Source organism: Kribbella hippodromi, from assembly GCF_039531045.1.
Taxonomy (GTDB): Bacteria; Actinomycetota; Actinomycetes; order Propionibacteriales; family Kribbellaceae; genus Kribbella; species Kribbella hippodromi.
The window spans coordinates 198,074-211,990 of sequence record NZ_BAAAPH010000012.1 but is presented as its reverse complement, the minus strand read 5'-3'; the positions used below and the strand labels follow the sequence as shown (position 1 = coordinate 211,990).

11 protein-coding genes are annotated in these 13,917 nt (G+C 68.1%); 4 read left to right on the top strand and 7 right to left on the bottom strand.

Going from position 1 to position 13,917, the window contains the following annotated elements:
* Nucleotides 1-518 precede the first annotated feature (518 nt).
* The gene (locus ABD260_RS20120; protein ID WP_344235142.1) at nucleotides 519-1,394 is read left to right on the top strand and encodes an aldo/keto reductase; all 876 of its coding nucleotides are present in this window, start codon (nucleotides 519-521) and stop codon (nucleotides 1,392-1,394) included.
* A 626-nt stretch (nucleotides 1,395-2,020) separates the two neighbouring features.
* Here the strand turns inward: ABD260_RS20120 and ABD260_RS20105 are convergent.
* Together ABD260_RS20105 and ABD260_RS20100 are read right to left on the bottom strand one after the other, a co-directional pair.
* Entirely contained in the window at nucleotides 2,021-2,422 is a 402-nt protein-coding gene (locus ABD260_RS20105; RefSeq protein WP_344235139.1) for a VOC family protein, read from the bottom strand.
* Between the two features lie 248 nt (nucleotides 2,423-2,670).
* Complete coding sequence (locus ABD260_RS20100) at nucleotides 2,671-3,945, bottom strand: NAD(P)/FAD-dependent oxidoreductase (protein ID WP_344235138.1); 1,275 nt, start codon at nucleotides 3,943-3,945, stop codon at nucleotides 2,671-2,673.
* A 90-nt stretch (nucleotides 3,946-4,035) separates the two neighbouring features.
* Here ABD260_RS20100 and ABD260_RS20095 point away from each other — a divergent pair, with 90 nt between their 5' ends.
* Nucleotides 4,036-5,574: a helix-turn-helix domain-containing protein gene (locus ABD260_RS20095; RefSeq protein WP_344235137.1), complete on the top strand. Its 1,539-nt coding sequence runs from the start codon at nucleotides 4,036-4,038 to the stop codon at nucleotides 5,572-5,574.
* Between the two features lie 277 nt (nucleotides 5,575-5,851).
* Here the strand turns inward: ABD260_RS20095 and ABD260_RS20090 are convergent, their stop codons facing one another.
* The 3 genes from ABD260_RS20090 to ABD260_RS20080 are packed head-to-tail and all read right to left on the bottom strand — an operon-like array spanning nucleotide 5,852 to nucleotide 8,435.
* On the bottom strand, nucleotides 5,852-6,874 hold the full coding sequence (locus tag ABD260_RS20090; protein ID WP_344235136.1) for an NAD(P)/FAD-dependent oxidoreductase: 1,023 nt from the start codon (nucleotides 6,872-6,874) through the stop codon (nucleotides 5,852-5,854).
* 5 nt (nucleotides 6,875-6,879) lie between these two features.
* Nucleotides 6,880-7,389: an isoprenylcysteine carboxyl methyltransferase family protein gene (locus tag ABD260_RS20085; RefSeq protein ID WP_344235135.1), complete on the bottom strand. Its 510-nt coding sequence runs from the start codon at nucleotides 7,387-7,389 to the stop codon at nucleotides 6,880-6,882.
* Nucleotides 7,389-8,435: a type III polyketide synthase gene (locus ABD260_RS20080; protein ID WP_344235134.1), complete on the bottom strand. Its 1,047-nt coding sequence runs from the start codon at nucleotides 8,433-8,435 to the stop codon at nucleotides 7,389-7,391. Before ABD260_RS20080 ends, ABD260_RS20085 begins: the two co-directional genes overlap by 1 nt.
* An 18-nt stretch (nucleotides 8,436-8,453) precedes the next feature.
* Between ABD260_RS20080 and ABD260_RS20075 the strand changes: the two genes are divergently transcribed.
* Nucleotides 8,454-9,266 (top strand): UbiA family prenyltransferase, encoded by an 813-nt coding sequence (locus ABD260_RS20075; RefSeq protein ID WP_344235133.1) that lies wholly within the window; start codon nucleotides 8,454-8,456, stop codon nucleotides 9,264-9,266.
* 14 nt (nucleotides 9,267-9,280) lie between these two features.
* Here the strand turns inward: ABD260_RS20075 and ABD260_RS20070 are convergent, their stop codons facing one another.
* The gene (locus tag ABD260_RS20070) at nucleotides 9,281-10,153 is read right to left on the bottom strand and encodes a LysR family transcriptional regulator (RefSeq protein ID WP_344235132.1); all 873 of its coding nucleotides are present in this window, start codon (nucleotides 10,151-10,153) and stop codon (nucleotides 9,281-9,283) included.
* A 124-nt stretch (nucleotides 10,154-10,277) separates the two neighbouring features.
* On the opposite strand from ABD260_RS20070, the gene ABD260_RS20065 reads away from it, so the two are divergent.
* Nucleotides 10,278-11,798, top strand: coding sequence for an MFS transporter (locus ABD260_RS20065; protein WP_344235131.1), 1,521 nt, complete (start codon nucleotides 10,278-10,280; stop codon nucleotides 11,796-11,798).
* Between the two features lie 33 nt (nucleotides 11,799-11,831).
* Here the strand turns inward: ABD260_RS20065 and ABD260_RS20060 are convergent, their stop codons facing one another.
* Nucleotides 11,832-13,901, bottom strand: a complete 2,070-nt coding sequence (locus ABD260_RS20060) for a glycoside hydrolase family 183 protein (protein WP_344235130.1) — start codon at nucleotides 13,899-13,901, stop codon at nucleotides 11,832-11,834.
* Nucleotides 13,902-13,917: the final 16 nt, after the last annotated feature.

Sequence of the window (13,917 nt, the reverse complement as noted above, 5' to 3'; positions counted from 1 at the left end):
GTTTCTTCTCCCGGCGCTGGTCCGACCAGTGCTCACCTTTTGGCGGCAGATTCAGTACAGTTCGCCACCAACTCATCCCTACCCGCCCCTCAGACAGCAGTTACGCGGACAGTAGCCGGGAGAATACGGCAAGCTACCGACCTCCGGGAGACCCGAGACCAGGATCCGGATGGTCCATCGCTCCCCGCAGCCATACTGTTACCCCGCTCGCGCGCAGTGTCACCCTCAACGGCCAAGCGTGACACCTTCGGTACCGTCGTCATAGCTCCTCTCTCATGCCCACTCGGCTCGACCGGGCAGCGCACACCATGCCACACGCCGCGGACAGGTTCGAAAATCCGTGCGAACAACATGGTAAAAGAACGCATCAACTGATCACGCAGTGTAACTGATTCCGTGGGTCCGCCAGCTGAAACTCTCCCGTCCCGACCGGGTCAATATCCCTGTGGACAACCGCTTGCCAGCAGCCCTCCGAGGCATAGGGTCTGAGTAATCCCTGCTACCCGTGGAGGACCAGGATGGAAACTCGCCGATTGGGACGGCTCGGCCACCAGAGTTCGGTGCTGATCTACGGTGCCGCGGCGCTGGGTGCCGCCGACCAGGACACCGCCGACGCCTCGATCCAGGAAGCGCTCGACGCCGGCCTGAACCACTTCGACGTGGCCGCCGACTACGGCGACGCGGAGCTGCGGCTCGGCCCGCGGATGCCGGAGATCCGGGACCGGATCTTCCTCGCCACCAAGACCGGCCGCCGGACCTTCGAGGAGGCCTGGAGCGAGATCAACAGGTCGCTGGAGCGGCTCCAGACCGATCACGTCGACCTGATCCAGATGCACGCGGTCTGCGACCTGGAGAACCTCGATCTGGTCACCGGGAAGGGCGGTTCGCTGGAGGCGGCGATCCGGGCCAAGGACGAGGGCATGGTCCGGGCGATCGGCATCACCGGGCACACCGCGCAAGCACCGTCGGTTCACACCGAGGGACTGCGCCGGTTCGACTTCGACAGCGTGCTGACGCCGCTCAACTACAAACTGTCCACCGACCCGCAGTACGCGGCCGACTATGCCGCGCTGGTGGCGGCAGTGAAGGCGTCCGACGCGGCGCTGATGACGATCAAGATGATCGCCCGGCGGAACTGGCAGGACGGTGAGCAGAAGGCGTACGACACCTGGTACCGGCCGTTCGACGAGCAGCGGTACGTGACCGCCGCGACCGCCTGGCTGCTGAACGGGCACCCGGAGATCACCGGCCTCGCGACCGCGGGCGAGACCCGCCTGCTGCGGCAGATGGTGGTTGCGGAGCGCGAGCGCGCGGACCTGACCCCGGAGGCGGCGGCGTCGATCCTCGAGGAGGTTCAGGACTACGCGTCACCCTTCGTGGACATGCCGATCTGACAACGTGGCCCAGGTCACATTCGAGACTCCGCATTCCGGTCAGCTCGTACGGCGTACGGGAACCGCCCGTGCCCTTCGGCGGCCGCTCTCAAGGGTGCCGGGAACAAGTCGGGTACCGGGCGGTGTTGACTTGGGCGTACTCATCTACTTTCGGAGGTCGTAGTGGCAACGGTCGAGCTGACCCAGGACAACTTCAACGAGGTGGTCGGTGGCGACGGTCTCGTGCTGGTGGATTTCTGGGCCGAGTGGTGTGGCCCGTGCAAGATGTTCGGACCGGTGTTCGAGAAGTCGTCCGAGACGCACGCGGACATCACCTTCGGCAAGGTCGACACCGAGGCTCAGGGCGAGAAGTCGGATCGTAGCCATGTCGTTCTGTGAGCCAAGGAGTTGGTCTTGTGAGTTGTCTTCCTAAGACCGCTTGGCCTCCGACTTGGCCGCGAGCCTGGAGGACCTGATCGGCCAGCTGCGCGCGGTCGACATGGACGAGGTCAAGTCCCAGATCGCCGCCCACGAGGCGGAACACGGCACCGAGCCGCACACGCACTGACGCACCCCCAAGGCAGCATCCGGGCGCTCCCCCCGAGCCCCGGGTGCTGTCTTGTGTCCGGCCCGTGGCAGGCGGTGGGTCAGGAGTCCCGCGAGCTGAGCACGCAGAACTCGTTGCCCTCGGGATCCGCGAGAACCGTGTGGCTCGGCCCCTCCGGCTGACCGACGTCGACGCGCCGCGCACCGAGGGTCTCCAGCCGGGCGATCTCCGCGTCCCGGTCCTGGCTGGTGTGCGGAGCCAGATCCAGATGCAGCCGGTTCTTCCCCGTCTTGCCCTCAGGAACCGGCACGAAGACCATCCCGGGCCCGATCCGCTCCCACGGCAGATCCTTCAGCCACTCGTCGTCGACCCAGCCGGGGATGTTCACGCACTCGTCGTCGGACTCGTAAATGGTCCGCCAGCCGAGCGCCTCCGCCCACCACGCGGCTTGCTTGCGTACGTCGTGACAGTCGACGACGACCGTGTACCAGCGCAGCACCATGACATGCCCTTCCAGAAGTCCGAAGAGCCGATCCTGGCAGAGACCGCCGACAAAAACCGGAGAGCGGGCCCTGGGCAGGGGAATTCAGCCAGGGCCCGCTCTCGAAGCTGACCGGAGCGGCGGCAAGGGTGGCCTGAGGAGGCGCGGGCAGGTGAGGTACTGCCCGAGGTGGGTCACCGAAGGGGCTGCTCGAGGTGACGGTCAGCGGGACGGAGGGACCACGTCGTTGGGGCCCCTCCGGGCAGTCGTCAGCGAAGCGGGTTGAAGGGCCGGAGCTCCTCGGGCGTACGGCCGGTGGTGATCGTCTCGGCCAGCAACTGGCCGGTCGCGGGGCCGAGGGTGATGCCCCACATGCCGTGCCCGCCGGCCGCGAAGACGCGAGGTGACGAGGTCGCGCCGATCAGCGGCAAGCCGTCCGGCGTACACGGCCGGGGCCCGACCCATTCGAAGGTGCGGGCGTCCAGGTCGGCGTCCCGCAGCAGCGGCCGGGCGGCGTCGACGATCGCGTCGATCCGGCGCGGGTCGAGCTTCGCGTCGGGCTTGCGGAACTCCATCATCCCGGCGACCCGGAGCCGGTCGCCCAGCGGCGTGCAGGCGATCCGCTGCGCCGGGAAGTACACCGGGCCGGCCGGTACGTGCGCCATCGGCACGCTGAAGCTGTACCCGCGTCCGGCCTGCACCACGGTCCGGACCCCGAACTGCCGGGCCAGATCGCCGAGCCAGGCGCCGGTCGCCATCACGACCGCGTCGAACGGGTCGGTCTCGCCGTCGGCGGTGACCAGGCGTACGCCGCGGATCTCGTCGACGATGTCCTTCACCACGACACCGCTGATGATCTGGCCGCCACGGGCGATCACCGAGTCGGCGAGCTGGTTCACGTACTCGCCGGGGTTGATGAAGCGCTGGCCGTGCAGCCGGATCGCGGCGCCGATCGCGTCCGACAGCGACGGCTCGATCTCGCGGGCGTCGTCACCGCTGATCGCCTCGAATTCGATGCCCTGGCCGGCGGCGTGGATCTGTTCGATCTCCTCGAGCAGCACCTTGCGCTCCTCGACCGTGCGGTACGCGGCCAGGAAGGACTTCGCCTCGTACGTCTGCGCCTGGACGCCGGCGTCCGCGAGGAAGTCGAACGCGCGCAGGGACTGGCGGTTGATCGGGACCAGCGACTCCATCGCGGTCTTCCAGCGTCCGGCGGTGCTGTTGCGAGCGAAGCGGGTGAGGAATTTGAGGAGCCGCGGGCTCGCGGTCGGTGGTACATACACCGGTGAGGCAGGGCTCAGCACCGCACGGACGCCGTACTTGAGGACCGCTGGTTCCGGCAGCGGGGTGGCGAGGCCGGGGGTCAGCCAGCCGGCGTTGCCCCAGGACGCACCCGCGGCGACACCCTCGCGATCGAGCACGGTCACCTCGACCCCGGCCTCCTGAAGGAACCAGGCGGTGGCAAGGCCGACCATGCCGGCGCCGACGACGGCGACCCGGTCGGGGACGATGTGGTTGCTACCAGCGGAACCAGTAGTGGTCATGTATCGATGGTGCGGCCGCGGCGCGTGGCTGTCATGGTGCGATCACACCATTGACGGGACAAACAACGGTGCGCAGAGCACAATAACCTCATGATCACCGCATCTGACCTGAGCGTCGCCGTCGGCCCCGCGCTGTTCGAGGTGGTGGTGCCGGGTAAGGGGGACAGCGAGGTACGGGACGTGTTCCTGGCCGACCCGCAGGAACCGGCTACCGGTCAGCCGGGCGACCTGGTCCTTGGACTCGGTCTCCGCGACGCAGAGGACGCGGTGGAGCTGGTAGAGCGCTGTGCGGCCGGCAACGCGTCCGGCGTAGTCCTGCGCACGGCACTGGCGCATGAGCCGAGCGTGGTGGCATCGGCGGAGCGGTGGGCCGTCACACTGGTCGCCCTGCAGCCCAGCGTCACCTGGGCGCACGTGGTCTGGCTACTGCGCGGCGTACTCGACCGAGCCGCCGCACCCGACTCCCCCGCAGCCGGAGACGCTGGAGTACACCAGGAGCTGTTCGCACTGGCAGATGCAGCCGCTGCAATCGTGGATGCACCAGTGACCATCGAGGACAACCAGTCACGCGTACTGGCGTACTCCTCCGGGCAGGACTTCACTGACCCGACCCGGGTGTCCACCATCGTCGGACGACGCGTACCGGCTGAGGTGATTGCGCATTTCCGGGCCCGGGGCATCTTCCGGCGACTAGCGCGGTCCAGCGAACCGTTCCTCGTACCTGATGGGCCTAATGGCATCCGCCCGCGGCTAGTCGTCCCAGTGCGGGCCGGTGGTGAGTGGCTGGGTTCTATCTGGGCGGTTGTCGACGGTCCTGTGAGTGAGGCGGTCACTGCGGAGCTCAGCAACGCCGCGTCGGTGCTGGCGCTGCACCTGTTGCGGCTGCGGGCACAGGCCGACGTGGCTCGGCGCAGTGCGATCGACAGGTTGCGGACTATCCTGCGGCAGTTCTCACCGGACAATCCGGTCGACGTACGGCTCCCACGACAGCCGTGGCGGGTGGTGGCACTCGGGTCGCCGGATGGGTACGACGTACCGCAGCAGCTCGACTTGTGGGAGTCCACCGGTCGTCGGCATGGCTGGAGCGAGCCACAGCTGGCTGACCTCGACGGGACCGTGCTGGCTGTTGTCACGGACCTGGACGGACCAGGTTCGTGGAACTGGTTGCAGAAGCTGGTCATAGAGCAGTCACCAGGCACGTACGCCGCTGCTGGTGGTCCGGCTCGTGGGCCGGCCGACTTGCCGAGTTCACGCGCCGAAGCGGTGGAGCTGCTCGGTTTGGTACGCCGTGGGGTCGCGCCGGGACCTGCACTACGGGTGGAGGAGGCGTGGCATGTGTTGACGGTGCACCGGGCTGTTACGTCGCTCGATACCACCAAGATGGATGGTCCGCTCGCGACACTGCTCCGGCACGACATCGAGCACGACACCGGGTACGTGGAAACGCTGCAGGCGTGGCTGAACTACCCGGGCCAGCCACAGCGCGCGGCCCGGGAACTGCATTTGCACACGAACACCCTGCGGCACCGGATGAAGCGGATCGGGGAAATCGCGCATTTGGATCTGAGTGATCCGGGTCAGCGGCTCGCCCTGCAACTGCAAATCGCCGCGGTGCGGACCGAGCACTGAGATGTTCGCCACACGCTCGCGTAACAAGGCTTCACATTCCCGCAACTATTGGGCAACATCCGGCTGATTAAGTCTTCCTCAGCACGAACGCTTTACCACAAGGACTGTTCCAGCTCTTCACCAGGGAGCTGGAGCGCCGGTCCAGTCTTTCACCAGGAGACTGGAACGGATCGGTCTGAGTTCTTCACCAGGGAACTCAGGCCATGCGCGGCCCGGCGACCACCTGAACGCTCGCCGGGCCGGCCGCATTTCCGGGGCCGGCGGTTCAGGTTGTTGCCTAGGACAAGCGGTTCACGATGGTGCGGTAGACGCCGGGGAGGCGCGCCGCGGCCGGGACGATGCGCGGTGCGAGCAGTGGGCGGTTACGGGCCCAGAGCAACGATGCGGTCAGCAGGCGGCACTCCCGGGAGACGCGGCGCCAGGCCGCCTCGTACGCGTCCGGCCGGTTGGCGCGGATGCAGTCGACCAGCTCGGCCGAGGTACGAAGGGCGAGCGCGATGCCTTCGCCGGTCAGCGCATCCACGTACCCAGCAGCGTCGCCGACCAGAAGCACACGACCGGCCGTACGCGCCCGGACGCGCTGCCGAAGCGGACCGGCACCTAGTACTGGACCGGCGGCTGCAGCTCCGTTCAGACGGCGTTTGAGCAACGGGAACGCGTCGAGGTGCGAGTCGAAGGTGCCACGCGCGGAGGTGAGGATGGCGACCCCAACCAGCTCGTCGGACACCGGAGTCACGTAAGCCTCACCCAGCCGAGACCAGTACACCTCCACCAGATCCGTCCACGGTGATACGCAGAAGTGCTGCCGCAACCCGCGCCGTACCTCAGTTGATGCTCGGTCGCCCAGATCCAGCTGGCGGCGGATGGGTGAGTGGAGGCCGTCGGCCGCGGCCAAGTAGCTGGCGGTTTGGCCGGCGGCGGTCACTGAGGTGGGGGTTTGGATGATGGGGCCCACGCGGGTTTGGATGATCGGGATGTCGAGTTCACTCAGGCGGGATCTGAGAGCGCTGGTCAGCGTGGTGCGGCGTACGCCGAGACCCGGGCCGGCGGTGAAGCGGGCGTCGACGGCGTGGTGCTCGTCCAGGTACCGGATGCCATGGAACGGCCGCCCATCGAGCTCCACGCCCAGCCGTCGGAGGTACGAAACCGCACTATGCGCGATGCCCTCACCGCACGCCTTGTCGATCGGCGCCGGCCGCGGTTCCACCACAACTACGGACAACCCCGCAAGCGCAGCCCGAATCGCCGTCGCGGCCCCCGCCGGCCCAGCCCCGGCAACCAGCAAATCGACCTCAGGCACCCGCCTCACACCAAAGCAGTCTTCAAAGCGGCTTCTTCAGTACGGATGCGTACCGCCAGCAGCGGAATGTTCAACACCGTGAACACCACCGCCGTCACCCACGCCGTATGCACCAGCGGCAACGCAATCCCCTCCGCCACCACCGCCACGTAATTCGGATGCCGGATCCACCGATAAGGGCCCCGAGCAACCAACCGCAATCCCGGTACGACAATCACCCGCGTATTCCACTGATGCCCCAGCACAGTGATGCACCACCACCGCAACCCCTGCGCGAGCAGCACCACCGCGAACATCGTCCACCCCAGCACAGGTACGAACGGCCGCTGCGCCGCCTCCACCAAACAGGCCGCCAGCAACAAAGTGTGCAAGGCAACCATGGACGGATAATGCCCGCGCCCCGATTCCACCCCACCTTGCGCGAAACTCCACCGCGCATTGCGCAGCGAAACCACGAGCTCCGCGACCCGCTCCAGAGCGACCAGCAAAACCAGACCCACATACCAGCCGTACATCACCACTCCATCAGCACGAGCTCGGAACAGAACCCCGGCCCCATCGCCAGCAACACCCCAGGGCCTTGGGGAGAAAGCTTGAGTGTGTCACCAAGCACATGCAGCACCGACGACGACGAGAGATTCCCGACGGCCGCGAGCGACTTCCAGGTCAGATCGAGCGCCCCCGGCCGCAATTCCAGCGTCTCCGCCACCGCCTCCAGCACCTTCGGCCCGCCTGGATGACTCACCCAAGTACCGATCTCCGGCACGGTCAGCCCAAGATCACCGAGAAACTCCCGGACATCCCCGCCCAGGTACGTACGCACCACGTCCGGCACGTCAGCGCCCAGCACGATCCGGAATCCGCCGGACCCGACGTCCCACCCCATCACCCGCTCCGAATCCGGATACAACCGGCTCCGCGTCGCGACCACTGACGGTCCGGTCGCAGCCGGGTGCTCCGACCCAACCAGCACCACCGCGGCGGCGCCGTCCCCGAACAACGCCCCGCCGACCAAGTTCGGCAGGGACGCGTCATCCCGCTGCAGCGTCAACGAACACAGCTCGACCGACAGCAGGACGGCAACGTGCGTCGGCCACGCGGTCAGATAGTCGTGCAACCGCGCGATCCCGGCCGCTCCCCCGACGCACCCGAGCCCGAACAGCGGCAGCCGCTTCACGTCCTCGCGCAACCCGAGCCGCATCGCGACCCGCGCGTCGATCGACGGCGCCGCCACCCCGGTCACCGTGGTGAACATCAGCACGTCGACCTCGTCCAGCGCCAGCCCGGCGTCCTTCAACGCACCCTCGACGGCCTCAGCGCCGAGATCGACCGCCGCGTTGATCCACGCGTCGTTCGCCTCGCCGAAGTCCTTGAGGACGGCGTACCGCTCCAGTGGCAGCGCCAGATGCCGGAAGGACACGCCCGCGTTCGCGTGCAGCCGCCGGAGCAGCGCCGTTCCGTTGCCGTCCGGGAGGCAGATCGACGCGACGGCCTCGGTGAGCTCCGCCTGCGAGTAGCGGTACGGCGGCAGCGCGGGCCGGACCGCTGCGACCCGCGTCATCGTGGCATCGTTACGTCGGTGGGGATTCTCAAGACGCTCCGCGGCCTGGCACTGGCCTGCCACCCCGGTCCGACCGTGGCCGTCACCGCTCTGGTCACGGCCGTCGCCTGGTCGGCCGGGCGAAGTCCGGCCGGGTGTCTCCTGGTCGCAGCAACGATCCTCACCGGCCACCTCTCGATCGGCTGGAGCAATGACGCGATAGATGCCGCCCGAGACACCATTGTGAACCGGCCGGACAAGCCGGTGGTGCGTGGACTGGTGAGTCGGCGCACGCTCGCGATCGGCGCGGGCGTGATGCTGGTGGTCACTGTTCCGGTCTCCTTGGCCAACGGATTCGCGGCCGGATCGGTTCATCTCCTCTTCGTCGCCTGCGCCTGGCTGTACAACCTCGGGCTGAAATCGACCCGGATCTCCTGGCTCCCGTACGCGGTCGCGTTCGGCGCCCTGCCCTCGTTCGTCACCCTCGGCACCGCGCACGTCTGGGCGCCGTGGTGGGCGACCGCGGCGGGCGCCCTCCTCGGAATCGGTGCCCATCTGGCAAACGTCGTCCCCGACCTGGCCGACGACCTCGCCACCGGCGTCCGCGGCTGGCCGCAACGACTCGGGGCGTACGCACGGCTGATCGCCCCGCTGCCCCTGGCCGCGGCGACCGCCCTGCTGGTGATCGCCCCGGCCGGCCCGATCGGGGTCGTCGGCTGGCTCGCCCTCGCGGTCGTCGCCGTCCTCCTCGCCACCATCGTGCTGTGGCGCAACGCCCCATTCCTGGTCACGATCGCGATCGCCGCGGTTGCCATCGTCTCCCTCGTCCTGCGCGGCGGCGCCCTGACCTGACCTGCGGCGCCCCGCTACGTTGTGTCCGGCTTCAGCGGCGCGTTGCTCCCCAGGATGGCGGCCGTCAGCGCCTCGGCCGGCTCCTTCGCGGCGCGCGGGTTGGTGATCAGGACCAGGTCGATCGGTGGCAGGTCGGGCAGGCCGGCGCTCGGTGGTGGTTCGACCAGGTCGGCCGGCATCAGCGAGCGGGCGAAGATCGCGATCCCGAGCCCGGCGCGGACCGCGGCCAGCACGCCGTTCACACCGCGGACGATGCAGGTGATCCGGCACGTCCGCCCGGCCTGTTCGAGCGATTGCACACCGAGCGAGCGGCTCAGCGACGGCGCCTGGTACGTGACCAGTGGCACCGGGCCGTCCGGCGCGATCCTCGTACCGGAGATGCCGGCCCAGACCAGCGAGTCGCGGCGGACCAGCCGGCCGTTCGGCTCGTACCCACCACCCGCGCCGTGCTTCACGTACGCGAGGTCCAAGTGGCCGGACTCGACCCGGCGGAGCAGATTCGGGCTCTGGGCAACGGTGAGCTCGAGGTCGATCCGCGGGTAGAGCTGGCGGAAGTCGCGGAGGATCTTCGGCAGCGGCGTCAGCGCGAGGTCGTCGGTGACGCCGAAGCGCAGCCGGCCGCGGAGCTCGGAGCCGGTGAAGTACCCGGCGGCCTCCTCGTGCGCGGCCAGGATGGTGCGGGCGAAACCCGCCATCGCCTCGCCGTCCGCGGTCAGCGTGACAGTGCGGGTGTCACGGACGAACAGCGGCCGCCCGACGGCCACCTCGAGTTTGCGGACATGTTGACTGACCGTCGGTTGCCGGATGCCCAGGCGCTCGGCGGCCTGGGTGAAGCTCAGCGACTGCGCCACGGCGAGAAACGTGCGCAGCTGGTCCGGGTCGTACACCGAATCCACCTCCCATTACGTCACGCAATAAGACTAATAGGAGTAATTCGTTGGGGGAATCCAGCGCCCAGCCCTGAGGATGGAGGGGTCCTCCCCTGACCAGCCAATCGCGTAGGGATCGCTCTTGACCACCCGGGCCACCGGTACTGTCCCGTCCACCGACTTCCACCAACACCGAAGCACCGAACCGACCGACCTCCGGGAACCGCGCCGCCCCGGATTCAAGGACACCTTCAGCGCGCTGCGGGTCCGCAACTTCCGCCTCCTGGTCAGCGGTCTGCTGGTCAGTTCGACCGGCGGCTGGATTCAGCGCATCGCCCAGGACTGGCTGGTGCTGACGCTCACCGGCAGCGCCACCGCGGTCGGCATCACCACCGCGCTGCAGTTCCTGCCCACCCTCGTGCTCGGCCTGTTCGGCGGCGTGATCGCGGACCGCTTCCCGAAGCGGAAGATCCTGCTGGTCACGCAGATCACGATGGGTACCTGCGCCGGCATCCTCGCGCTGACCGCCTTCACCGGCAGCGTCCAGGTCTGGCACGTGTACACGATGGCGTTCGTGCTCGGCCTCGCCACCGCCGTCGACAACCCGACCCGGCAGTCGTTCGTGACCGAGCTGGTCCCCCGCGACACGGTCCGGAACGCGATCAGCATGATGTCGTCGACCTTCCAGCTCGGCAGCCTGATCGGCCCGGCGCTCGGCGGCGTACTGCTCGGTACGATCGGCGCCGGCTGGGCCTTCGCGCTGAACGGGATGACCTTCTTCGCCTCGATCAGCGCCCTGCTGCGGATGCGGGAGAGCGAGATGCCCGGGCTGCACGCGGCCCGCAAGGCGAGTGCCGGATTGCGGATCCGGGACGGATTGCGCGATGGAGTCCAGTACGCGATGGCCGAGCCGGCTGTCCGGTGGGCGATCGCTCTGGTCGGCATCTACGGCATGTTCTGCATCAGCCTGCCGGTGACGTTGACGGCCTTCGCGGACCGGGTGTTCCACACCGGAGCATCGGGGTACGGCGTACTGAACTCCGTCGTCGCGTTCGGTGCCCTGGCCGGTGCACTGCTGTCGGCACGCCGCGTCCGGCCGACTCGCCTGCGGAACCTGATCGGCATCGCCTGCCTGCTCACGATCACCGAGGTACTGGCGGCGATCCAGCCGTCGCTGTGGACGTTCATCCCGGTGCTGGCGTCGATGGGGATGGCGACGCTGATGTTCCTCACCGCGGCGCAGTCGATGGTGCAGCTGACCACGCCGGACGGCCTGCGCGGCCGGGTGTCCGGGATCTACAACCTGGTCTTCATCGGCGGTGGCGCGATCGGCGGGCCCCTCGTCGGGTACTTGGCGCAGAACTTCGGGGCGCGTTCGGCGCTGCTGATCGCCGGCCTGGTCCCGGCGATCGCGACAGTTGCGATCGGCCTGCGGTTGCGGCGCGACGGTCAGTTCCGGCTCGTACTGGTCCGGACCCGCTCGCCGTGGCACCAGGTCCCGCTGCGCTTGAACCTGCAGCAAACCGAGATCCACCTCTCCACCCCACGCAGCGCTCCGGTGCCGAGCCGCCCCCGCCCCTTCACCCTCGGCCGCCGCGAGCACGCCCGCACCGACCCCCACCTCCGCCCACTCCGCCCCCGCCGCCGTCCGCAACACCACTAGCCCGACTCGCTGACCCCCACCGCAACGTGGGGGTCAGCGTGGGATCAGCGAGATGTTGTCGAGGCGGAGCCAGGTGGCGGTGTTGGCGGTGCCCCAGTAGCCGGTGAAGACGGTCATTGTGGTGTTGGCGCCGGAGTTGAAGTCGACGGTGAGTTGTTTGTAGCCGGGTGCCGCGCTGTAGTTCAGTTCGGCGTACGGCGTGGTGCCGGCGCGGATGCCGAAGTACCCGCCCGTGAAGTTGCCAGAGCCTTCGACCCAGCCGGTCAGGCGGTAGTTGGTGTTCGGCTTCACCGGCACGGTCTGTTTGAACGCGTTCCAACCAGCGTCAGACGCGTTGATCCAGCCGTTGTTCCGGCCTTGCTGAGCCCACGCCCCGCGGTCGTGGTCGATCCCCTTCGGCCCGGTCCCCTCGGTCTCCCACGGCGCGCCGACCGCGTTCGCCGGCTGCGATTCGAAGCTCGGATCCGTCACCGCCGACCCGTAGAACGCCTCCAACTCACCGATCGACGTGAACGTCTGCGTACCACCCGGCGCGCCGATGATCCGGACCCCATCACCACTCGTCAAATCGAAGCTGAACACATACGTACGGTTGGTTCCCGCCGCCGAACTCGTCGGGTACGAAGGTGTCGCGGACTGCCCCGTGACATCGGTCCACACCCCGTTCCGCCGGACCTGCACCTTCGGCGCGGACGCGAACCAGCCGCCGTCGCCGAACATCGTCCCGGTGGTGTACACGACCTTGTTCAGGTTGTACGTCCGCGGCCAGGTGTAGCCCCACCAGCTCAGCGGTTTGCGTTCGTCGTTCCAGTCGTCCTCGTTCTGGGCGCGGACGCCGTCGTTGTAGACGGCCTGCCCGAAGTGCGTCGCCCGCTCGATCGGTACGGTCCCCGGTTCGCGGGCGAGGTTCCGCGTACCGTCGAGGGTGTTATCCGGAGTGGTCGGTACGGACGGCGTGAGCGACATCTTCCGCAACGAGAAGGTGTACGCCCATCGATCGCTCAGCCCGCCACCACACGTACACACGTTGGACTGCAACCACATGTTCTTGCCGTCGGCACTGATGTACTTGGACGGGATCGTGGTCGCGTACCCGCCGTGCTTCGCGTGCGACCACGGGTAGCCGCCGAAGTCCTTGGGCGTGAAGTGCGACCACGGGCCCCACGGCGTCGGCGACTCGTAGAACTCGAAGGTGTATTCGGTCCAGGACGTGTAGATGTACCGGTTGAGCGCCTTGTTGTACACGACTCCGCCCTGGCTGATCGTGGTCAGATCACGGGCGCGTCCGGACGTACCGACGGTGCCGTAAATGTGCCGATCGTCGTGCAATGCCGCGACCCGGGCGTTGAGGTCCGCGGTCCACTGCGGTACGCCGTTCGGGTCCGCGCCCGCGTAGAACCGCCAGGCCGAGCGATCCTGGATGCTTGCCGCAGGCACCTTTGCCAGCCAGAGATCCGCCGGGTCCGGCACCCGGTTCGAGAACGAGTCGCGCCAGTTGTTGTCCAGCCCGTACGCGTACACGTACCCGTCCGGTGAGTTGACGTTGTCCTTCCCGTAGTCGAGGAAGAAGATCGTGGTGAACTTCGATCCGCCGAACATCGGGGCGGCGGTGTTGTACGTCCAGGTCCGGCCCTTGTCGGTCGACTTCGCGATTGTCGCCGCGGGCGCGTCGTCGAAATCGAACGCGAGGTCCTGCACGGCCAGGTACAACGCACCGCCGACGCAGGCCAGGCCGGTCGGTTTGCGGGTGTGGTTGGCGGTCCAGACCTTGCCGAGCTGGTCACCCTGGGCGAGCTGGGTGCCGGTCAGGCTGCCCGGCATCCCCGAGATCCTGGTGACGCCGATGTCGCTGGCGCTCGTTCCGAAACCGACGCCGTCCCCGTACGCGGCGTACACGTTGTCGTCGTCGGACCAGCAGTTCGGCCAGAGGTCGCCGTGGTCCTTGTCGTCGCCGATCGCGGGTGCGCCCACGGTCGCGCCGGCGTCGATCCCGACAGTGGAGAAGAAGGTGCTCTCCGGCGGGGAGGCGGTCGTGGTGGCACCGGCCGGGACCACCAGGCCCAGTCCGAGGGTGAGGGCAGCAGTCAACGCGAGCTTGCGCATGTCAACCTCCTGAAGC